17 protein-coding genes are annotated in these 20959 nt (G+C 71.8%); 12 read left to right on the top strand and 5 right to left on the bottom strand.

Annotation, left to right across the window (positions count from 1 at the left end; translation table 11 throughout):
• Positions 1–126: 126 nt before the first annotated feature.
• From B0I32_RS19525 to B0I32_RS19505, 5 genes are read left to right on the top strand one after another with little or no spacing between them, the layout of a single operon-like run.
• Complete coding sequence (locus B0I32_RS19525; protein WP_106241228.1) at positions 127–1491, top strand: ABC transporter substrate-binding protein; 1365 nt, start codon at positions 127–129, stop codon at positions 1489–1491.
• Positions 1488–2354, top strand: coding sequence for a carbohydrate ABC transporter permease (locus tag B0I32_RS19520; RefSeq protein ID WP_106241225.1), 867 nt, complete (start codon positions 1488–1490; stop codon positions 2352–2354). The genes B0I32_RS19525 and B0I32_RS19520 overlap by 4 nt, the downstream gene beginning before the upstream one ends.
• A complete protein-coding gene (locus tag B0I32_RS19515) occupies positions 2351–3193 on the top strand; it encodes a carbohydrate ABC transporter permease (protein ID WP_106241223.1) in 843 nt (280 codons plus the stop codon). The genes B0I32_RS19520 and B0I32_RS19515 overlap by 4 nt, the downstream gene beginning before the upstream one ends.
• Positions 3194–3216: 23 nt before the next feature.
• Positions 3217–5274 carry a glycoside hydrolase family 2 protein gene (locus tag B0I32_RS19510; protein ID WP_106241221.1) on the top strand — a complete coding sequence of 686 codons (2058 nt, stop codon included), beginning with the start codon at positions 3217–3219 and terminating at the stop codon, positions 5272–5274.
• Between the two features lie 35 nt (positions 5275–5309).
• Positions 5310–6962, top strand: a complete 1653-nt coding sequence (locus tag B0I32_RS19505) for a ricin-type beta-trefoil lectin domain protein (protein WP_219911897.1) — start codon at positions 5310–5312, stop codon at positions 6960–6962.
• 88 nt (positions 6963–7050) lie between these two features.
• On the opposite strand, the gene B0I32_RS19500 is transcribed toward B0I32_RS19505, so the two are convergent.
• Entirely contained in the window at positions 7051–7629 is a 579-nt protein-coding gene (locus B0I32_RS19500; RefSeq protein WP_106241219.1) for a TetR/AcrR family transcriptional regulator, read from the bottom strand.
• A 90-nt stretch (positions 7630–7719) separates the two neighbouring features.
• Between B0I32_RS19500 and B0I32_RS19495 the strand changes: the two genes are divergently transcribed.
• From B0I32_RS19495 to B0I32_RS57755, 3 genes are all read left to right on the top strand, one after another.
• Complete coding sequence (locus B0I32_RS19495) at positions 7720–11094, top strand: AfsR/SARP family transcriptional regulator (protein WP_106241218.1); 3375 nt, start codon at positions 7720–7722, stop codon at positions 11092–11094.
• A gap of 141 nt (positions 11095–11235) precedes the next feature.
• Complete coding sequence (locus B0I32_RS19490; RefSeq protein ID WP_106241216.1) at positions 11236–12378, top strand: FAD-dependent monooxygenase; 1143 nt, start codon at positions 11236–11238, stop codon at positions 12376–12378.
• Between the two features lie 32 nt (positions 12379–12410).
• The gene (locus B0I32_RS57755) at positions 12411–12986 is read left to right on the top strand and encodes a hypothetical protein (RefSeq protein WP_181307560.1); all 576 of its coding nucleotides are present in this window, start codon (positions 12411–12413) and stop codon (positions 12984–12986) included.
• Here B0I32_RS57755 and B0I32_RS19480 read toward each other — a convergent pair.
• Positions 12976–13794, bottom strand: coding sequence for an SAM-dependent methyltransferase (locus B0I32_RS19480; RefSeq protein WP_106241213.1), 819 nt, complete (start codon positions 13792–13794; stop codon positions 12976–12978). The two genes, B0I32_RS57755 and B0I32_RS19480, sit on opposite strands and share 11 nt — an antisense overlap.
• Positions 13795–14060: 266 nt before the next feature.
• Here B0I32_RS19480 and B0I32_RS19475 point away from each other — a divergent pair, with 266 nt between their 5' ends.
• Complete coding sequence (locus tag B0I32_RS19475; protein WP_106241211.1) at positions 14061–14246, top strand: hypothetical protein; 186 nt, start codon at positions 14061–14063, stop codon at positions 14244–14246.
• A 22-nt stretch (positions 14247–14268) separates the two neighbouring features.
• On the opposite strand, the gene B0I32_RS19470 is transcribed toward B0I32_RS19475, so the two are convergent.
• On the bottom strand, positions 14269–15372 hold the full coding sequence (locus B0I32_RS19470; protein ID WP_106241208.1) for a serine hydrolase domain-containing protein: 1104 nt from the start codon (positions 15370–15372) through the stop codon (positions 14269–14271).
• Between the two features lie 103 nt (positions 15373–15475).
• Between B0I32_RS19470 and B0I32_RS19465 the strand changes: the two genes are divergently transcribed.
• A complete protein-coding gene (locus B0I32_RS19465) occupies positions 15476–16114 on the top strand; it encodes a TetR/AcrR family transcriptional regulator (RefSeq protein ID WP_106241206.1) in 639 nt (212 codons plus the stop codon).
• Here B0I32_RS19465 and B0I32_RS19460 read toward each other — a convergent pair.
• Both B0I32_RS19460 and B0I32_RS19455 read right to left on the bottom strand, forming a co-directional pair.
• The gene (locus tag B0I32_RS19460; protein WP_106241204.1) at positions 16095–16898 is read right to left on the bottom strand and encodes an N-acetylmuramoyl-L-alanine amidase; all 804 of its coding nucleotides are present in this window, start codon (positions 16896–16898) and stop codon (positions 16095–16097) included. The genes B0I32_RS19465 and B0I32_RS19460 overlap by 20 nt on opposite strands.
• 82 nt (positions 16899–16980) lie before the next feature.
• Positions 16981–18672: a carbamoyltransferase C-terminal domain-containing protein gene (locus B0I32_RS19455; protein ID WP_245955919.1), complete on the bottom strand. Its 1692-nt coding sequence runs from the start codon at positions 18670–18672 to the stop codon at positions 16981–16983.
• A 351-nt stretch (positions 18673–19023) separates the two neighbouring features.
• Here B0I32_RS19455 and B0I32_RS19450 point away from each other — a divergent pair, with 351 nt between their 5' ends.
• Positions 19024–19662 carry a GNAT family N-acetyltransferase gene (locus tag B0I32_RS19450; protein ID WP_219911896.1) on the top strand — a complete coding sequence of 213 codons (639 nt, stop codon included), beginning with the start codon at positions 19024–19026 and terminating at the stop codon, positions 19660–19662.
• Between the two features lie 136 nt (positions 19663–19798).
• Positions 19799–20935: an alkaline phosphatase PhoX gene (locus tag B0I32_RS19445; protein WP_106241197.1), complete on the top strand. Its 1137-nt coding sequence runs from the start codon at positions 19799–19801 to the stop codon at positions 20933–20935.
• Positions 20936–20959: the final 24 nt, after the last annotated feature.

The following is a 20959-nucleotide window of genomic DNA, read 5'->3' as shown; positions in this document are numbered from 1 at the left end:
CCTCCGACCGCTCGTGCTTGGGAAGATCCTAAACCCGGTCTTGCATCGTTGCAGACAAGTATGCATGATGTCTGCATCGTTGCAGAGCCATCACAACGTCATTTCCCGTCCGGCGAGGAGTCGCACATGTCCACACCCCCTCTTGGCCGTCGTGGGTTTCTCCAGGGAGCCCTGGGCATCGGCGCGCTCGCCGCCACCGGCTCCCTCGCCGCGTGCGCCCCCGGCGGCACGGCCACCCAGCCCAGCAAGCTCGCCGCGCCGAGCGCGTCCACGTCGGCGGCCAAGGGCGAGATCACCATCTGGAACCGCTCCGGCGACCTGTTCAAGGTCTTCGACGCGGCCATCGCCAAGTTCCGCGCGGCCTACCCGAACGTCAAGGTCAACCACCAGGCCGTCGACATCGACGCCAAGCTGGCCAACACCCTCATCAGCGGCACCGACGTGCCCGACGGCAGCTTCTGGGACGACGCCAAGATCGGCGGGCAGGCCGAGCACCTCTTCGACCTGACCGACCTGATCGCGCCGTACAAGGACCAGACCTCGCCGTACAAGCTGTCGGTGAACACCGTGGACGGCAAGATCTACGGCGTCCCGTGGGACCTCGACCCGGGCCTGCTGTGGTACCGCGAAGACATCCTGGACAGCGCCGGGGTCGACCCCGCGAGCCTGGCCACGTACGACGACCTCATCACGGCGGCCAGGACGGTCAAGGAGAAGGACCCCGAGACCCGGCCCATCCACCTGGAGAAGACGCCGTTCCTGAGCCAGCTCTGGCTGGAGATGCTGGCCGGCCAGCAGGGCACGAGCCTCACCGACGCGCAGGGCAAGCTGCGCCTCGACTCCGAGGAGTACCGGCGGATCTTCACCTGGATCCAGACTGCGGTCAAGGACGACCTGGTCACCCACGCCCCCTACCTGGAGCCGGCCGACGTCAAGTCGCTCGACGACGGCAGGCAGGTGTTCGTGCCGTGGGCGATCTGGTGGTCGTTCGCGCCGCAGCAACTGCTCAAGGCCACCAAGGGCAAGTGGCGCGCCGCGCCGCTGCCCGCCTGGACGCCCGGCGGCGCGCGCAGCGGCGCGATGGGCGGCAGCAGCTTCGTCATCCCGGCCAAGGCCAAGAACCCCGAGCTGGCCTGGCTGCTGTACGAGTTCCTGTGCTTCAAGGAGCCGGGCTACACCGCCGTGTACGGCCCCAACGACGTCTACCCCGGCGGCCTGTCCACCTCGATCCCCAGCTACATCCCGGCGGCCGATCCGGCCAAGCCCCTGTTCCAGCCCATCGAGGCGCTCGGCGGCCAGGACCTGTGGAAGGTCGCCGTCGAGGCCGGCGCCACCATCCCGGCCGCCACGCCGATCCCGTGGTGGTGGGCCCAGTCGGTGGACTACCTCGGCAACAACATGCAGCGCCTGATGGAAGGCAAGATGTCGCCCGACCAAGTGATCTCGGAGTCGGCCGAGAAGATCCAGCGGAACCTGATCGACCGCTCATGAGGTCAACTCGGCTTTCGCCGTACCTGTTCATCGCCCCGTTCTTCGTGGTCTTCGCGGCGTTCGGGATCTATCCGCTGATCTATGCCCTGCAGCTCAGCTTCATGCGCTGGCGCGGCGCGGGCGCGGCCCGCTGGGTCGGCGTCGACAACTACCTCTACCTGCTGACCAGCCCGGACTTCTGGGCCTCGCTCGGCAACAGCGCCGTCATGTGGGTGCTGATCGTGCCGCTCCAGGTCGTGGCCGGGCTGGGCGGCGCGGTGCTGCTGGCCAACGCCAGGCTGCGGCTGCGCGGGTTCTTCCGGGTGGCCTTCATCGCGCCGTTCGTGACCCCGCTGGTGGCCATGGCGCAGGTCTGGATCGTGGTGTTCGACCAGGACTACGGCCTGATCAACTACCTGCTCAACCTGGCGGGACTGCCCGACGTGGCCTGGCTGACCTCCACGACGTGGTCGAAGCCGACGCTGGCGCTGCTGTTCCTGTGGAAGACCACCGGGTTCGCGATCATCATCCTGCTGGCCGGCCTCCAGGCCGTCCCCGGCGGCGTGTACGAGGCCGCCGCGCTCGACGGCGCCTCCCGCGCCCGCCAGTTCTGGTCGATCACCGTGCCGCTGGTGCGGCGGAGCATGGCCTTCCTGGTGGTCATCCAGACGCTGGCGGTCTTCCAGATGTTCGCCGAGCCGTACGTGGTCACCCAGGGCGGCCCGTACGGCTCCACCACCACCGCGGGGCTCTACCTGTACAACCACATCACCGCCTCCGACCTCGGCACCGGCGCCGCGAACTCGTTCCTGCTGGTCCTGCTCGTCTTCGGGCTGTCGCTGGTGTCGGTCAGGCTGCTGCGCCCGAAGGACGAGGTGTCATGAACAACACCAGACCGGGCCTCGCGCAGTACGCGGTGCTGGCGCTGCTCGCGATCGTGTTCCTGTACCCGATCTGGTGGGCGCTCAGCTCCTCGTTCAAGCCCGCCGCGGAGATCATCACGAGCCCGCTGTCCATCGGCGAGCTGACGCTGGGCAACTACCGGGCCATGTTCGCCGACGTGCCGATCGGCACCGGCTTCGCGAACACGGCGCTGGTGCTGCTGGTCAAGGGCGCGATGACGATGTTCTTCGCCCCGCTGGCCGGCTACGCGTTCGCCAAGTACGACTTCCCGTTCAAGAACCTGCTCTTCGGCACGGTGCTGCTCACGCTGATGCTGCCGACGCTGGTGCTGATCATCCCGCTGCTGCTGGAGATGAGCGCGCTCGGCTGGGTGAACACCTACCAGGCGCTGATCCTGCCGGGCAGCATCGACGCGTTCAGCATCTTCTGGATGCGGCAGACCATCGCCGCCATCCCGAACGAGCTCATCGACGCCGGGCGGGTGGACGGGGCCGGCGAGTTCGGCATCTTCGCCAAGGTCGTGCTGCCCGTCATCAGGCCGGGCCTGGCGGCGCTGGCGGTGCTGACCACCATGAACGTCTACAACGACTTCGTCTGGCCGGTCGTCGCCGTCAACGACACCTCCCATCAGACCCTCCAGGTGGTGCTGTCCACGCTGGCGCAGAACGTCACCGGCAACCGGATCGGTGCCGACTTCGCCACCGTCTGGGGCGAACTGCTGGCCGCCGGAAGCATCGCCATGCTGCCGCTGCTGGTGATCTTCGTCCTGCTGCAGCGCCACTTCATCAACGGCATCCTCGCGGGCAGCGTCAAGGGCTGACCCCGATCATGAAAGAGAGCACTATGTCGCCGCGTGCGGAATACCCCCGGCCCCACTTCGACCGGTCGCACACCTGGTCGAGCCTCAACGGCGACTGGGACTTCCGGGCCGACACCGAGCCCGGCTGGGACCGGACCATCACCGTGCCCTTCGCCTGGGAGACCCCCGCGTCGGGCATCGAGGCCCACTGGCTGCCCGTGGCCTGGTACCGCCGCTCCTTCACCGTGCCGGCCGGCTGGGCCGGGCAGCGGATCGTGCTGCACTTCGGCGCCGTGCACCACGAGGCGACCGTCTACGTGAACGACGTCGAGGTGGCCTCCCACCGGGGCGGCTACACCCCGTTCGAGGCCGACGTCACCCACGCGCTGGACGGCACGGGCCCACAGCAGGTCGTGGTCCGGGTCTCCGCCCCGCTGGACAAGCGGGAGATCGCGCACGGCAAGCAGCGCAGCATTCCGCGCGACGACTTCGACGGCGTCTGCTTCACCCCGTCGTCGGGCATCTGGCAGAGCGTCTGGATGGAGGCCAGGCCGGAGACGTACCTGTCGGCGCTGCGGCTGCGTCCTTCTGCCGGGCTCGACGCCATCGAGGTCGAGGCGGAAGTCTCGGGAACGGCCCGGGCCACGCTCGTGCTGCGCCTGCGCGGCACGGACACGAGCGTCACGGCGGACGTCGAGAACGGCCGGGTCAAGGCCGTGATCCCGGTGGCCGGGCCGCGCCTGTGGTCGCCGGAGGACCCGCACCTCTACCACGTGGACGCCACCCTCACCTCGGCCGACGGCACCGACACCGTCGCCGGCTACACCGGGCTGCGCCGGATCGAGGTGATCGGCGAGGACCTCTACCTCAACGGCGCCCGCCTGTTCGTCCGCGGCGTGCTCGACCAGGGGTACTGGCCGCGCACCGGCATCACCGCGCCCGACGACGCCGCGCTGCGCCGGGACATCGAACTGGCCGCCGCGGCGGGCTACAACCTGGTGCGCAAGCACCTCAAGCTGGAGGACCCGCGCTTCGTCCACCACGCCGACGTGCTCGGCATGCTCGTGTGGGCCGAGCCGGCCGCGACCGGCCGCTTCTCCGCCGACTCGGTGGCGGCGTTCGAGGAGCAGGTCGCACCCATGGTCGAGCGGGACGGCAACTCCCCCGCGATCGTCATCTGGGGCCTGTACAACGAGGAGTGGGGCCTGGACTGGGACATCCCCGGCGACCCGGCCAAGCAGCGGGCGGCGGCCGCGGCGTACGACCTGCTCAAGTCGATCGACGCGAGCCGGCCCGCGGTCGACAACTCCGGCTGGACGCACGTCAAGACCGACCTGCTCGACTGGCACTACTACGACGAGTCCGCCGCCTCCTGGGGCCGGACCGTCGCCGCGCTGCTCAACGGCGACCAGGACGACTTCCCCGTGGGCCTCGGCCCCGGCTTCGTCGTGCGCAAGAAGCTGGCCGGGACGCCCGAGCAGCCGCTGCGCGGCCTGCCCAACCTCAACAGCGAGTACGGCACCGGCTTCACCTCCGTCGAGCGGGGCTGGCAGCTGCGCTGGCAGACCCAGGAGCTGCGCCGCCACGATCGCGTGGCCGGCTACGTCTACACCGAGATGTACGACATCGAGCACGAGTCGGCCGGGCTGCTGGACTTCGAGCGCCGGGCCAAGGACCTGGGCGGCGTCGCCCCCGCCGACGTGAACGCCACGACCACGCTCGTGCTCGACGTCGTCCCCGTGGCCCCGGGGCGTGACCTGCTCAGCGAGTCGGGCGAGGTGAGCGTGCCCGTCCGGGTCTCGCACCACGGGAGCGAGCCGGTCAGCGGGCACCTGCGCACCGCCTGGACCCCCGTGCTCGGCGCCGCCCCCACCGGCCTGGACGCCTTCACCGCTTCCGAGGGCTCCGAGGGCTCCCAGGGGCCTCGGGTCGAGGCCAAGCCGTTCCTGCTCAGCGGCCCCGCCGAGGTCCGCGCCGCGCTGCCGGACGGGTGGAGCAGCGGCCGGCTGCACGTCGCCCTCGTCAGCGACGGCACGATCGTGGCCCGCTCGGCCGTGGACGTGGACACCTTCACCGGCCGCGTCATCGGAGACCAGCACTGACCGATCCAGCCGACCAACCCTGAGGAGAGCAATCAGTGCGATTCACACCCCCCACCCGGATCCTGTCCGCCTTAGCCCTGACCGCCGCCTGTCTCGTCGGGCTGACCGGCCCGATGGCCGGCACCGCCTCGGCCGCCCCCGCCGGCCAGGTGCTCTACTCCCCGAACCTGTCCGCCTTCCCCCAGGGCGACGCCAGCTACCCGAGGGCGATCCGGCTGGACCATGACGGCTCGCCGAACGAGACCATGCTGGCCACCTACGCCCGCCGGGGACACAACGCGCGCGCGTCGTTCCCGATCCACCGCAGCACCGACGGCGGGCGTACGTGGTCGGCGAACCCCATCTCCACGATCACCTCGAACACGCCGGGCTGGGACCTCGGCGCCCCCGTCCTGTACGAGGTGCCGCGCACCGCGAACGGCCTCAACCAGGGCGACCTGCTGGCCTCGGGCACAGCCTGGGCCGAGGGGAACTTCACCGCCCAGAAGGTCGAGGTGTTCAAGAGCACCGACCACGGCGTGACGTGGACGTACCTGTCGAACTGCACCCAGACCAGCGGCCAGCCGAACAGCATCGGGCACGGCATCTGGGAGCCATGGTTCCTGCTGACCCCGAACAACACGCTGGCCTGCTTCATCTCCGACGAGCGGCCCGCGAACTCCCCCACGAACAACCAGGTCATCGGCCACTACACCTCCGGCGACGGGGGTCAGTCGTGGAGCGCCACGATGACGCAGGACGTCGTCTTCCCCGCCGACAACCTGGCCAGGCCCGGCATGTCGATCGTGACGGCGCTGCCGAACGGCACGTTCCTGATGGCGTACGAGCTGTGCCGGGACGCCACCAACGCCGACCACGCCTGCGAGGTCTACACCAAGACCAGCTCCAACGGCCTGTCCTGGGGCTCGGGCGCGGGCACGCTCGTGCGCACGTCCGACCAGCGTGAGCTGCTGCACACCCCGTACGTCGCCTGGCTGCCGGGCGGCGGGGCCAACGGCACGCTGCTGCTGTCAGGACAGCGCGTCGTCGCCGGTCCGACCGGTAACAAGACCGTGCTCGGCGAGTCGGGCCAGGTCCTGTTCGCCAACACCGACCTGGGCGCCGGCGCGTGGACCGAGATCGAGGCGCCGGTGCACATCTCGCCCACCGGCGGTTACGCCCCCGGCGTGCCGTCCTGCCCCGGCTACAGCTCTCCGATCGTGCCCTCCGCGAACGGCACCGACTTCCTCTACCTGGCCGCCACCCACCTCACGGGCAACCAGTGCCAGGTCAGGTACGGCATCGGCACGCTGCCCGGCCGGGCGGGCCAGATCACCGGCCCGGCCGGCGCCGGCAAGTGCCTCGACGTGGACACGAACACGAACGCCAACGGCAACGCCGCCCAGCTCTGGGACTGCGGCGTCGCCACCGGCCAGCGCTGGTCCAGGCACCCCGACGGCACCCTGCGCGCCTTCGGCAAGTGCCTGGACATCGACGCCAACGGCATCGCCAACTTCACCAAGGTGCAGCTCTGGGAGTGCAACGCCAACGGCGGCCAGCGGTGGGTGCCCCAGGCCGACGGCTCGCTGCTGAACCCGCAGTCGGGCCGCTGCCTCGACGCGCCCAGCGGCGCCACCGCCAACGGCACCAAGCTGCAGATCTACGACTGCAACGGCCTCGACCCGCAGAAGTGGAACCTGCCGGCCTGACCGTTGAAGGACCCTCACCCTTTGTGGTGGGGGTCCTCGTGGTGAGGATCTCGTGGTGCGGGTCCTCGTGGTGAGGGGTCCTCGTGCGTCAGGCGAACGGCTGGGCGATCTGGTCGAGTGTCTCGTCGATGACCTCGCGCAACGTGCGGGCCTGCTCCTCCTCGGTCCACACGTGCGTGGCCAGCCGGAGCCCCACCAGGAAGGCCGCCGCCAGCACCTGGGGCGAGACCGGGCAGAACCGCTCGGCGACGGCGGCCGAGAGGTCTCGTTCCAGGGCGGCGTGGTTCGCCAGCTGCCGGGCGAGCAGCGAGGGGTGCCGCTTGGCCAGCCTGGTCCGCAGCGCCCACTCGCGCTCCGGCTCCCCCTCCTCCCGCTGCAGCTCCTCGATCGCCACGCGCAGCGCCTGCCAGGCCGGCATCCCCTCCGGCTGCGCCCGCACCCGCACCACCAGGGCCAGGATGCGCTGCTCCTCGCCGTAGAGCAGCGCGTCCTCCTTGCCGGAGAAGTAGTTGGAGAACGTCCGCCGCGAGATGTTCGCCGCGTCGGCGATCGACTCGACCGTGACGGCGTCGAGCCCGTGCTCGACGACCAACCGCAGGGCCGCCTCGTGGACGGCCTGGCGGGTCTCGGCCTTCTTGCGTTCGCGCAGCCCCAGCGTGCTTTCCATGATGTCGGTCAGCTTACCCCGGACGGTGTCTACAGCTGTAGACAGAAAGCGGTTTCCTTTTCCGCCGGTGTCGTGCGGGACAATCGGGGCGTGCAGTTCGGTGTCCTCGGCCCGCTCGTGGTCCGGCCGCCCGCCGGTGACCCGCTCGCCGTCGGCGGGCCGCGTCCGCGTGCGCTGCTCGCGATGCTGCTGCTCGACGCGGGCCGGCTGGTCAGCATCGAACGCCTCATCGACGGCCAGTACGGCGACCGGGCCCCTTCCGGCGCGGCCAACGCCGTCCAGGCGCAGGTCTCCCGCCTGCGGCGCAACCTGCCCGCGGACCTGATCGAGTTCCACGGCTCCGGCTACCGGCTGGCGGTCGACCGGGACAGCGTGGACGCGCACCGGTTCGAGCGCCTGTCCCGCGAGGGGCGCGGGCTGCTGGCCGCGGGACGGCACTCGGCCGCCGCCGCCGTGCTCAGAGAGGGCCTGGAGCTGTGGCGCGGGCCGGCGTTCGCGGACGTGGCCGAGGCGCCGTTCGCGCCGCCGCAGGCCGTCCGGCTGGAGGAGCTGCGGCTGGCGGCCACCGAGGACCTGTTCGAGGCCGAGCTGTCGCTTCCCTCGGCCAGCCCGGTGGGCGGGCTGCGCGAGCTCGTGGCCGCGCAGCCGCTGCGGGAGCGGGCGCGCGGGCTGCTGATGCGCGCGCTGCACGCGGCCGGACGGCAGGCGGAGGCGCTGGCGGTCTTCGACGAGGGCCGGCGGCTGCTGGCCGACGAGCTGGGCGCCGACCCCTCGCCCGAGCTGGCCGCCCTGCACCTGGAGATCCTGCGTGGGGAACGGGAGAGCAGCGCGCGGGTGCCGCCGCCGGCGCAGCTCACCAGCTTCGTGGGCCGCGAGGCGGAGCTGGCCCGCCTGGACGCGCTGCGCGAGGCCCGGCTGGTGACGATCGTCGGGCCGGGCGGCACCGGCAAGACCCGCCTCGCCATCGAGTCCGCCACCCGCGCCGCACGCGACGGCGGTCCGGCGTTCGTGGACCTGTCGATCGCGGACGGCGGGACCGCGCAGGCGGCACCGGCTCAGACGGCGTCGGCGCAGACGGCGTCGGCGGCTCAGGCCGTTCAGGTGGCGCAGGTCGCTCAGGCTGTGCTGGGCGCGCTCGGGTTGCGCGAATCGGGACTCAAGCCGCCCGCCGCCGGCGGGCCCGACCCCGCGGACCGCCTGGTCGCCGCGCTGGCCGAGCAGGACGTGCTGCTCATCCTGGACAACTGCGAACACGTGATCGCCGGGGCCGCCGCGCTCACCCGCCGCCTGCTCGCCCGCTGCCCCGGCCTGCGCGTCCTGGCCACCAGCAGGGAGCCGCTCGGCCTCACCGGCGAGCAGCTGGTCCCGCTCGCGCCCCTCCCCACCCCGCCGCCGGGCGAGGCCGACCCCGCCGGCTATCCGGCGGTCCGGCTGTTCGCGGACCGGGCGGCGGCCGTACGGCAGGGGTTCACGCTCGATGACGGCACCCTGGCGGCGGTGCTGCGGATCTGCGCGGCGCTCGACGGCCTGCCCCTCGCCATCGAGCTGGCGGCGGCGCGGGTGCGCACGTTCGGCGTGGCGGAGATCGCCGACCGCCTGGCCGAGCACGGCCGGTTCCGGCTGCTCTCGCGCGGCGACCGTACGGCGGCGGCGCGCCACCAGACGCTGCACGCGGTCGTGGAGTGGAGCTGGAGCCTGCTGGACGCCGGGGAGCAGGCGCTGGCCAGGCGGTTCTCGGTGTTCAGCGGCGGCGCGACCCTGGAGGCGATCGAGCACGTCTGCGCCACGCCCGCACCCACCCCGCCAACGCCTGGGGAAAGGGCGGAGCCAGCTCAGGCGAAGGAGCCGGTGGAGGCGCCGGAGGCGGCGGACCTGGCCGAGGTGCTGGCTGATCTGGTGGACAAATCGCTCGTCGAGACCGACGGCGAGCGTTACCAGATGCTCGACACCATCCGCCTGTTCTGTGCCGGACGGCTGGCGGAGGCGGGTGAGGAGGAGGCGCTGCGGCGGGCGCACGCAATCTGGTTTTTGGAGTACGCCCGGCGCGCCGACGACCACCTCTACCGAGCCGAGCAGCTGGAGTGGCTGGCCCGGCTGTCCGCCGACAACGCCAATCTGCGGGCGGCGCTGCGCTGGGGAGTCGAGCACGACAGGCCGACCGCATTCCGGCTGATGACGGCGCTGGCCATGTACTGGTGGCTGAGCGGGCGGCGCGGCCAGGCCACCCGGCACGCCGAACGCCTGCTCGACGGCCCCGAGCCGGGGGACGAGCTGGCCGAGGAGTACGTGCTGGCCGTGCTGCACGCCGTACCCGCTGCCGGTTCGCCGCACTGGGAACGGGCGCGCGCCATCGTCGAAGCGCTCGACCGGCCGCTGCGGCACCGGTTCGGCGTGGCGCTCTGGGGCATGATCGCCGGCCCGCCCAGAGGCGGGGTGGGGGCGGCGCGGGATCGGCGGATCTCGCGGGCCGACCCGTGGAGCCGGGCACTCGAACAGCTCGGCCTGGCCCTCATGGCCCTGCACGACGGCCGGCTCGCCGAGGCGGAAGGCGAGATGGAGGAGGTGCTGGCGAACTTCGGCGCGGTGGGCGAGCGCTGGGGCACCGGGCAGGCGCTCGACTGGCTGGCCCTGCTCGCGAGCTGGCGCGGCGACTGGGGCCGGGCGATGGAGCTGTGGGACCGGGCGCTCGCCATGGTCGCGGAGCTCGGGGCGCTGGACGAGCTGGCGGACATCCTGCTCAGACGCGGCAACGCGCACTGGCGGTCGGGGAACGCCGAGGCGGCCCGCGCCGACTGCGAGCGGGCGGGCGAGCTGGAGCGCCGGCTGGGCCGGCCGGAGCTGCTGGCCTGGGTACGGCTGGAGCTGGGGGACATGCTGCGGCTCCAGGGCGACCTCGCCGGGGCGGCCGAGCGGCTTGAGGCGGCGCTGTCCGGCTCGGACGCCGGGACGTTCACCGCCGGCGGGACGACGTCACGGGTGCACACGGCGCTGGGCCGGTTGGCGACCGCTCAGCGCGACGGGGACCGGGCGGCGCGCATGCACGCCGAGGCCGTGGCCATCGCGTTGCGCTCGCCCTTGGCCAACGACCTGGCCGAGGCGGCGGAGGGCCTGGCCGGGCACGTCCTCACCGCCCGCGTACCCGACCAGGCGGAGGGCCTGGCTGAGGACGTCCTCACGACCCACGTACCCGACCCTGGCGGCCCGACGGCGGACGCCGGCGTGGAGCGGGACGGGGGCGATGAGGTCGTCGAACGGCGGCGGGCGGCGGCACAGGCGGCGGTCTTGCTCGGGGTGGGAGCGGCGGTGCGGGGCATGGCCGTGGTCGGCGACCGCGACGTCGCCGCCACCGCCGCCGAGGCCACCCGCGTCCTCGGCCCCGACGCGTTCGCGGCTGCGTACGCGAGCGGCGCGGCCATGACCAGGGACGAAGCCACAACCGTCCTGCGCACCACCACCGGCCGGTAACGGCCGCCACGCGCGACGTCATCGGCCGGTAGCCGCCGCCCGGCGCGGCGCCACCGGCCGACAGGGCCCGCTGACAGCGCGGGGCAGGGCTGTCAGCGGGGTGTCGCCGGGTTGTCAGCGGGTGCGGCGAGGCTTCCTGGCATGCGAAACGTGAACGTCCTCATCTCCGGCGCCAGCATCGGCGGCCCCGCCCTCGCCCACTGGCTCATCCGCTACGGCTTCAAGGTCACCGTCGTGGAGAAGGCCGGGACCCTGCGCGAGGGCGGCCAGGCCGTCGACTTCAAGGGCGAGACCCACGAGAGCGTGCTGACCAGGATGGGCATCCTCGACGACGTCCGCCGCCTGCAGACCGGCGGCGCCGACCAGGAGATCGTGGACGCGAACGGCCGCGTGCTGGCCGTCATCCCCGGCGAGTTCACCGGCGGCGACCTGGAGATCAGGCGCGGCGACCTGTCCAGGCTCCTCTACGAGCGCACCGCCCCCCACTGCGAGTACGTCTTCGGCGACTCGATCACCTCGCTCACCGAGACCCCGGCCGGCGTGCACGTCACCTTCGAACGCGCCGCCCCCCGCACCTTCGACCTGGTCGTGGGCGCGGACGGGATCCACTCCAACGTGCGCCGCCTGGCCTTCGGCCCCGAGGCCGACTTCGTCAAGTTCCTCGGCCACTACTACGCCCTGGTCGAGCTGGGCGCGGACTTCGGGCAGTCGGCGACCATGTACAACGAGCCCGGCCGGATGGTCACGGTCGGCGGGACCAAGGCGACCGCGTTCTTCGTGTTCGCCTCCGACCCGCTCGAGTACGACCGCTACGACGCAGAGCAGCAGAAGGCCATCCTGGCGCGGCGGTACGAAGGCATGGGCTGGCGTACCCCGGAGGTCATGAAGGCGGTGAGCCAGGCCGAGGACGTCTACCTCGACTCGCTCAGCCAGGTCAGGATCGACCGCTACAGCGCGGGCCGGGTGGCGCTGCTCGGCGACGCGGCGTACGGCAACACCCTGGGCGGTTTCGGCACCGGCCTGGCCATGGTGGGCGCGTACGTGCTGGCGGGCGAGCTGGCCGCGGCGAACGGGGACCACCGCGCGGCCTTCGCCGAGTACGAGCGGCAGATGCGCCCGTACGCCAAGATCGCGGAGAACGGCAACGCCGGCCCCTTCCTGGCTCCCGGCGGCGGCGCCAAGATGTTGCTGCGCAACTGGACGTTCAAGTCGAAGTTCCTGCTCGGGATCATGATGAAGCTGACCGACAAGTACGCCACGCACATCGAACTGAAGTCGTACTGAACCTTTCCCGGCATGATCACGTCCAATCCGGCATGAACAACACGCGCCTGCTGGCCGCCCTCTCCGCGGGCACCGTCGCCGCCGCCTTGATCGCCCTGCCGGCCCAGGCCGAGACCCGTCCCTCCTGCCCGGCCCCGCCCAAGGCCGCGCTGGCGAAGGCGCTCAGGGCCGCCGAGCCCGACCGGCCGGCCAACGGGGCCACCGCGATCAAAGGGGTCCGCGTCGGCCACCTGCCCAAGGGCTTCGTCCACGGCGCGGTGACGGCGTCGAAGCACCACGGCCTCACCGAGTACGGCTACCGCTGGTCCGACGACCGTGACGACGTCGACCGCGCGCACCGGTCGTTGTGGGTGCGGGTGGTGTGCTGGCCGAAGGCCGGGAGCGGCACGCAGCTGAAGAAGGTCCCGCTGGTGGAGGGCAGGTTCACGAGCGGAAAGAAGGGCATGAAGATCGGCCAGCGCCGGGTGCTCGTCAGGCGGAGCGACGGCGCGCTCGGCACCGGCCGGTACGCGGGATGGGTCGAGCGCCGGGGCGTCATCGTCACGGTGCACGCCAGCGAGGGCATCCAGACCGAGCTGATCAAGATCATCCAGAGCATCAAGCTCTGACCCGGCCGACCCCGCCCTCCACGAGCAGATGCGGCGGGGCGTCCATGAAGGGCACCCGCACCTCGGCGGGATCGGCACACCAGTCCTGGACCGGTACGAACCCAGGCCCGATCAGCTCGAACCCGTCGAAGAAGCGCAGCACCTCCGCCCTCGTGCGGAAACTGGACTGCGCCGGCGAACCGGCCGTGGCCTTCCGCAGCTGGGCGACGGCCTCGGGCGCGCTCTCCGCCATCGCGTGCGAGAGCACCAGATGACTGCCCGCCACCATGTGCTTCCTGAAGGCCGCCACGATCCCCAGGGGATCCTCCTGGTCCATGACGAAGTGGAGCACCCCGACCATGAGCACGCACACCGGCTGGTCGAAGTCGATCAGCCCGGTGACGTGCGGGTCGGCCAGGATCTCGGCGGGACGGCGCAGGTCGGCCTCGACGGCGGCGACGCCGGGGGCGTCGGCCAGCAGCACCTGGGCGTGCCTGCGGACCACGGGGTCGTTGTCCACGTAGATCACCCGGCAGGAGGGGTGCACCGCGCGGACGGTCTCGTGGATGCTGGGCGCGGTGGGGATGCCGGTGCCGAGATCGACGAACTGCCTGACGCCCCGTTCGGCCAGATGACCGACCGCCTCGATCTGGAACCGGCGGTTGGCCCTGGCCACGAGGCGGGTGTCGGGGGCGACCGCGAGCAGCTTCTCGGCCACGGCGCGGTCGACCGCCAGGTTGTCCTTGCCTCCGAGGAGGTAGTCGTACACCCTGGCCGAACTCGGTACCCTCGGGTTGACGCCGGGCGGAACGCGTTCTAGCTCGGTCACGGTGTTTCGCCCTCTCCGCCGCGAACAACTTGGACGTCATATTACTCGCCGATGACCGAGGATCTCCTTCAGTTGCCCTGACAGGCGAAATAGAACAAGTTCTCGCGCAGTTGACCAGGCAGGAGGTCCGGCGCCCGAACGTCCTCCCCAGGACGGACCGGAAATACAGCCGCCGGACCGATGCGCGGAGGGCCCGAGCCTGTGCATCCTGGTGGTGACGGGTCCGGTGCGGGCCTCGTTCCGGACCTGAGAGGAGTCACGAGGGCATGGACAACGCGGCAGGCCGCCCCACCGTGATCTTGGACAACGGCGTCGTCGGCAGGGTCGTGCTGGCCCATTCCCACCGGCGCGACCTCGTGCTCGTGCTCGGAATGGACGGCACCCTGCTGAGCTGCGAGCTCGACGACATCGCCTGCGTGGTCGGCGGCTCACCGCTCTGCCGCGACGGCTGACCAGCAGGTCGGCGAAGCTCGGTCAGGACGTGCGGGAGACCAGGTCGGCGAAGAGGCCGGCCGCGGTGAAGTCGTTGGTGAGCCGGTTCTTGGTGAGCGCGAACGCGGTGCCGGTCGCCGTGTCGGCCCAGGCCGCGCTGCCGCCCGCGCCAGGCACCCCGAACACGCTCGGGCTCCGCTCCGCCGTCGAGGCGGGCCCGCCGATGCCGTACCCCAGCCCCCACGTCACCGGCATGCCGAACACCTCGTCCGTCCCGCTCGACACCACGGCCGTCGCCTCCCGCAGCCGCTCGGGCGTGATCAGCCGCACTCCGTCCACCTCGCCGAGCAGCGCCGCGTACATGCGCGCGATGGCCCTGGCGGAGGTCTTGCCGCCCGCCGGGATGTCGGCCGACAGATAGTCGGAGCGACTGCCCAGCTCGGCGCTCGGCATCAGCGTCATCGGCCCGGCCTTGAACATCGGCAGGTCCGCCGGCATCTCCCCGAAGGCCGACATGTCCACGGGAGCGTCCTCCAGCCTGGCCAGCCGGGCGTGCTCCGTCGCGGGCATCCCGAAGTAGAGCTCGCCGGCCACGCCCAGCGGCCCGGCCACCTGCTCCTTCAGCACCTGAGAGATGGGCTGACCCGTCGCCCGCCGGACGATCTCGCCGACCAGGAACCCGAACGTGTAGGCGTGGTAGCCGACCTTGGTGCCCGGCTCCCACCACAGCTCGGCCTCCTCCAGCGCGGCGGTCATCCGGCCCCAGTCACAGATGTCCTCGGGTGTGGTGTCGAGCGGCACGCCGGGCACGCCCGCCGTGTGCGAGAGCACGTGCCGTACGGTGACGCCCTGCTTGCCGTGCCGCGCGAACTCCGGCCACAGCTCGGCCACCGGCGTGTCATAGCCGAACAGTCCCCTCTCCACCAGCACGTGCGCGACGGTCGCGGTGGCGCCCTTGCCGATCGAGAAGTTGTAGAAGGGCGTGTCGGAGGTGACCGGCCGGCCGGTCTCGGGGTCGGCCACCCCGGCGACCACGTCCACGATCTGAATGCCGTCCCGGTAGACGGCTACCTGGAGCCCGCGCTCCTCGCCGGACTCGACCAGCTTGTCCGCGGCTTCCTGCACCTGTCGCTGAAGGTCACTCATGGTGTTCTCATCCCCGTTCGTCGTTGGAACTAGACGGTACAGTACTGACAACAGTACGGAACTGTCTAGTACTGTGTCTCCGTCGGACGACGAGAGGGCGGTCATGGCAGCGGAAGAGGACACCCGGACGGCACGCAAGCGCAGGCAGATCATGGAGGCCGCGCGCCCGGTCTTCCTGCGCAACGGCTACGTGGGCGCCAGCATGGACGAGGTGGCCGCGCTGGCCTCCGTGTCGAAGCAGACCGTCTACAAGCACTTCACCGACAAGGAGCAGTTGTTCACCAGCATCATCATGGACACCACCGGCCAGGTGGAGGGCCTGGCCAAGATGGTCACCGCGACCCTCGACGACAGCGACGACCTGGACAAGGACCTCGGCGAGCTGGCCCGCCGCTTCCTCGGCGAGCTCATGCGCCCCGAGGTGCTGCGGCTGCGCCGGCTGGTGGTCGCCGAGGCCGACCGCTTCCCCGACCTCGGCCGCACCTGGTACGAGGCGGGCTTCGAACGCTCGCTGCGCACCATGGCCGCCAGCTTCGCCCGGCTGGCCGAACGCGGCCTGCTGCGCACGGACGACCCGGAGCTGGCCGCGCAGCACTTCGTCGGCCTGCTGCTGTGGATCCCGGTGAACAAGGCGATGTTCTGGGGCGGCGCCGACCACTACACCGAGGCCGACCTGGAGCACCTCGCGCAGGCCGCCGTCGCGGCGTTCCTGCGCGCGTACGCTAGCTCAGGAAGTTCCTGACCCCGTCGGCCAGGGAGGCGGCCATCCGCTTGCGGAAGGCGGGGCTGGACATCTTGGCGGCGTCGCCCGGATTACGCATGTTGCCGCACTCGATGAAGATCGCCGGCTGCGTCGACAGGTTGAGCCCGCCCAGGTCGACCCGGGTCTGCAGGCCGTTGCGCGCCACGTAGTCGGCGTACGGCATGCCCGTGCCCTTGCGGTAGGCGTCGCGGACGGCCCGGCCGAGCCGGCGCGAGGGCTTCACCACGGCGTCGTTGTGGCCGGGCAGCAGCCCCGGCATGATCACGTGGAACCCGTGCCCGCTCGGGGCCGCGCCGTCGCCGTGGATGGACACGACCGCGTCGGCCCTGGCCTCGTTGCCGATCGCGGCCCGCTCGGTGACGCAGGGGCCCACACCCTTGTCGTTGGGCCTGGTCAGCACCACCTTCGCGCCCATCTTCTCCAGGATGGGCCGCAGCTTGCCGGCGACGTCCCAGGTGAAGGCGTGTTCGGGAAAGCCGGCGTCGGTCTGGGTGCCGGTGGTGTTGCAGGGCTTGCGGCCGGTGATGACGTCGACCAGCCGGTTGATCTCCTCCGGATGCGAGGCGTTGCCGCCGTTGTGCCCCGGATCGATCACCACGGTCTTGCCCGCCAGCGGGAGCCCCGGAGTGGCGGCCGGCGGCGGGGACGCGGGCGACGCCGCCTCACGGGCGGCGGGCACGGCCGCGCCGCCGCATCCGGCGCTCAGCGCGAGCAGCGCGGCCAGGGTGAGCTGGGTCACGGATCCGGCTCGGTAGACGCGCATGGGATCGACCGTACCGGGACCGGGACGACAATCCCAAGACCTCTCTGACCTGCGCCGTCGTGTCGCGCGCAGTACCCGGCGATCACGCTCCCGGCAGTGGCGGCTCCGCGCGTTTGCGGATGAGGTACGGCGGCATCGCGAGCGCGTGCAGGCCCGTCTCGCGCAGGGTCTGGATCGCGTGCTCCGGTGTCTCGGCCGGCGGCTCCCCCGGACCGGAGAGGGTGGCGTTGGCCAGCACCGGCGTGCCCGTACGCGCGTGCCAGGCGGTCAGCAGGGCGTGCAGGAACGGCGTGGTCTCCCGTTCGACCGTCTGGGGTGTGGCCGTGCCGTCCACGTGGGTGATGCCCGGTAGCAGGTCACGGTGCTCCGGGCGGACGTCTGCGGCGTACTGCGTGAACGGGGACGGCCGATCCAGCTCGAAGATCCGTTCGGCGTGCTCGGCCGGCACCACGGGCGCCAGCGGCCGGAACCACTCGCGGCCCTTCACCTCGAAGTTGACGTAGTCCTGGAGGTCGGGGTCGCGCGGGTCGCCGAGGATGCTGCGGTGGCCCAGCGCCCTCGGCCCCGACTCGCTGCGCCCCTGGTACAAACCGACCACCCGGCCGCTCTCCAGCAAGGTCACCAGGGCCGCCGTCAGGTCGGCGGGCCGCTCGACGTACAGGTCGCCGGGCACGCCGCGGACGGCGGCCTCGATGTCGTCGTCGTCCCGGTCGGGGCCGAGGAAGTCGTCCGTCCAGCGGAACGCCGGCCGCACCCCGAGGCAGGCGGCCAGCCCGTACAGCGCGCAGCCCACGGCCGTGCCGCCGGCGTGCGGAGCGGGCGGGACGAACAGCTCGCGGAACGGCGACTCGCGGATCAGCCGGCCGTTGGCCGAGGCGCTCAGCGCCGTACCGCCGGAGAACGCCAGCGCGTCCAGGCCGGTCTCGGCGTGCAGCCACGCGACGACCTGGAGCAGCGCCCGCTCGAAGGCCCGCCGGCCGGCGGCGGCCAGATTCGCGGCCCGCCGGAACTCCGCACCACCCGGCTCGTACGCGAAAGCACCGGCCCGCCGGAACTCCCCGCGGCCCGAGTCGCCCCCGAAGGCGCCGGCGCGCCGGAACACGTCGTCTCCCGGCTCCTCCCCTGACGCGCCGGCCCGCCGGAACAGGTCCGTCCAGGCGGGCGGGATGTGCACCTCGTGACCGCGTACGTCCAGGTCAGGCAGGCCCAGCGCGTCCGGGTCGCCGAACGGGGCCAGCTCCATCACCTTGGTCCCGTCGCCCTCGCTGCCCGGCCACGTCATCTCGGCCAGCAGCGCGTAGAAGCAGCCGAGCCCGGCGGGCCTGGCCCAGTCGCCGTCCCAGAACTGCTTGGCCAGGCACTCGATCCGCCCGCGCGTGCACCGGTAGTAGGAGGCGACCTCCAGCAGGTCCTCGTCCGCGTCGGGCGGCAGCTCGACCTGCTCGACGAGGTCACCGACCCGGCTGCCCCGCGCGTCGATCACCAGCCCCGCCGCCTCCGCGAACGGCGAGGGGTGGAACGCGCCGTAGACGTGGGACAGATGGGAGGAGACCATCACGATCGGCGTCTCGTCCCCGAGGCCGAGGGCCTGGCGGGTCTCCTGCTCGTACGCCCCCGCGTGCTCGATCTCGGTGTCGGCGGCGTAACCCTCCACGACCAGGTCGACCCGCTCCTTCAGCAGCGGCATCGCGGGCACGTACCGGTCCGGCAGGTCACCGAGGCGGCCCCAGTGGTGCTCGCGGCGGCTGACGCGCTCCTTCTGCAGGCTGTACATGCCCGACTCACCCACCGCGACGGCGATGGAACCATCCTGCGTGCGATTTATACCGACAACAATGGGAAAGTCCGCCATCGCGGTGCCTCCTGATCGTGATCCCGGGCACCGATTACCCCAGGCCAGAACAAGTGGATCTCCCAACCACGTAAGAGACCCGTCAGCCGGGCGGCCGAGCGCGTGCCGAACGCCGCGCGACCGGCCGGGGCGGACCCTCGTGCTGCGCTCCCGACCGGGACCCTCGTGCTGCGTTCCCGACCGCGCTCCGTTTACGCTGCGATGGTGGGGATGGACGCCGAGGCGGCCACCGCCCAGGACACCGCACCACTATTGAGAGGAGACCTGGGCCTCGTGAAAGAGACATTCGAAGCATGGCCGGTCATCGACCGCACATCAGGAGGACCCTTCGCGCTGCGGGTGACCGTCCGCAGGGCCACGGCCGACGAGGGAGCGGCCGCCGCCGAGCTGATCGCGACCGCGTTCGCCGGGCTGAGGTGCTCGACCTACCTCGTGCCCGACCGCCGCTCGCGGCACCGGATCCTCGCCGCCGACTACCGCATCTTCGTCGAGCACGCCCTTGAGCACGGTGAGGTCCATCTCGCCGACGACGGCCAGGCGGTCGCCGTGTGGTTCGAGCGGACGGCCGAGCTGCCCGCGCCGACGGACTACGACCGGCGGCTGAGCGAGGCCACCGGCGAGTGGGCCGACCGTTTCCGCACCCTTGACCAGTTGTCCGAGCAGAACCGGCCGCAGCCGCCGTACCACCATCTGGTCTTCCTGGCGGTCCATCCCGACCGGCAGAACCAGGGGCTGGGCACGGCCCTGCTGCGCTACCAGCACGCCCGGCTGGCGGGCGCGCCGGCGTACGTGGAGGCCAGCGACCCGCGCAACCGCGACCTGTACGCCCGGCACGGCTACCAGCCCCGGCAGCCGTTCGCGCTGCCGGACGGCGCACTGTACTGGCCGATGTGGCGGCCGGGCGACGTCTGACGCACAGTGGCGCCTGGCCTTTTGTGAGGCGTCACAGATTTGACCGCTCACATTTACTCCACGGTCCAGTTCACAGAATGACGAGCATGGCTCATCGTTTGTCTGCGAATCGAACCGCGACCAGTGGGGAGCCGCCATGCGCCGCCGTACCTTCCTCGTGTCCGTGCCGGTGGCGGTGGCGTTCTCGGGGGCGGTGTGGCACGAGGCGGCGGCGTCGATCTCGTCGGTGTCCGCCGGGGCGAGCCCGTACGGGCCGCTCGGCGCCCCCGACGCCAACGGCATGGCGTTACCCACCGGCTTCACCGGCCGCGTCGTGGCCAGGTCGGGCCGGCTGGTCGGCGGCACACTGTGGCATCCGGCCCCCGACGGCGGCGCCTGCTTCGCCGACGGCGCCGGCTGGATCTACGTCTCCAACTCCGAGGTGCCGCTGATCGGCGGCGCCTCGGCGATCAGGTTCAGGGCCGACGGGTCCGTGGAGCGCGCGTACCGGATCCTCAGCGGCACGAACATCAACTGCGCCGGTGGCGCGACCCCGTGGCAGACCTGGCTGTCGTGCGAGGAGATCTTCCGCGGCCGCGTGTACGAGACGTACCCGCTCGGCGGCACGACGGCCCGCGCCCGCCCGGCCATGGGCCGCTTCAAGCACGAGGCCGCCGCGTGCGACCCCGACCACCGCGTGATCTACCTGACCGAGGACGAGAGCGACGGCTGCTTCTACCGCTTCACGCCCACGACCTGGGGTGACCTGTCCAGCGGCCGGCTCGACGTGCTCTGCGGGCTCGGCGGCGACGCCGTGGAGTGGCGCCAGGTCCCCGACCCCTCGCCTGGCGTGCTCGAACGCCAGACCAGGCACCAGGTCGCCGCGGCCAGGCACTTCAACGGCGGCGAGGGCTGCCACTACGCCGCCGGCGTCTGCTACTTCACCGCGAAGGGGGACCGCAGGGTCTGGGCGTACGACACCGCCCGCCAGACCGTGACCGCGATCTACGACGGCACGGGCACCCTCGACGGCGTCGACAACATCACCGGCCGACCGTCGGGCGATCTCTACGTGGCCGAGGACGGCGGCAACATGGAGATCAACATCATCACGCCGGACGGCGTCGTGGCCCCGATCATGCGCCTCGACGGGCACGCGAGCTCGGAGATCACCGGCCCCGCCTTCTCCCCCGACGGCACCCGGCTCTACTTCTCCTCCCAGCGCGGCACCAGCGGCGAGTCCGCCGGCACCGGAGGCATCACGTACGAGGTGACCGGCCCCTTCCGCCACTGACCGCCCCACGGATTCCGCACCCCC

This window comes from Nonomuraea fuscirosea (assembly GCF_003001935.1).
GTDB lineage: Bacteria > Actinomycetota > Actinomycetes > Streptosporangiales > Streptosporangiaceae > Nonomuraea > Nonomuraea fuscirosea.
The sequence above is the reverse complement of the archived record's forward strand: the minus strand, read 5'-3'. Positions and strand labels throughout refer to the sequence as shown.

Excerpts from the sequence above, each read along its gene's own strand:
- B0I32_RS19525 (WP_106241228.1), top strand. The coding sequence starts at position 127 with ATGTCCACACCCCCTCTTGGCCGTCGTGGGTTTCTCCAGGGAGCCCTG.
- B0I32_RS19520 (WP_106241225.1), top strand. The coding sequence starts at position 1,488 with ATGAGGTCAACTCGGCTTTCGCCGTACCTGTTCATCGCCCCGTTCTTC.
- B0I32_RS19515 (WP_106241223.1), top strand. The coding sequence starts at position 2,351 with ATGAACAACACCAGACCGGGCCTCGCGCAGTACGCGGTGCTGGCGCTG.
- B0I32_RS19510 (WP_106241221.1), top strand. The coding sequence starts at position 3,217 with ATGTCGCCGCGTGCGGAATACCCCCGGCCCCACTTCGACCGGTCGCAC.
- B0I32_RS19500 (WP_106241219.1), bottom strand. The coding sequence starts at position 7,629 with ATGGAAAGCACGCTGGGGCTGCGCGAACGCAAGAAGGCCGAGACCCGC.
- B0I32_RS19490 (WP_106241216.1), top strand. The coding sequence starts at position 11,236 with ATGCGAAACGTGAACGTCCTCATCTCCGGCGCCAGCATCGGCGGCCCC.
- B0I32_RS57755 (WP_181307560.1), top strand. The coding sequence starts at position 12,411 with ATGAACAACACGCGCCTGCTGGCCGCCCTCTCCGCGGGCACCGTCGCC.
- B0I32_RS19475 (WP_106241211.1), top strand. The coding sequence starts at position 14,061 with ATGGACAACGCGGCAGGCCGCCCCACCGTGATCTTGGACAACGGCGTC.
- B0I32_RS19470 (WP_106241208.1), bottom strand. The coding sequence starts at position 15,372 with ATGAGTGACCTTCAGCGACAGGTGCAGGAAGCCGCGGACAAGCTGGTC.
- B0I32_RS19465 (WP_106241206.1), top strand. The coding sequence starts at position 15,476 with ATGGCAGCGGAAGAGGACACCCGGACGGCACGCAAGCGCAGGCAGATC.
- B0I32_RS19460 (WP_106241204.1), bottom strand. The coding sequence starts at position 16,898 with ATGCGCGTCTACCGAGCCGGATCCGTGACCCAGCTCACCCTGGCCGCG.
- B0I32_RS19455 (WP_245955919.1), bottom strand. The coding sequence starts at position 18,672 with ATGTACAGCCTGCAGAAGGAGCGCGTCAGCCGCCGCGAGCACCACTGG.
- B0I32_RS19445 (WP_106241197.1), top strand. The coding sequence starts at position 19,799 with ATGCGCCGCCGTACCTTCCTCGTGTCCGTGCCGGTGGCGGTGGCGTTC.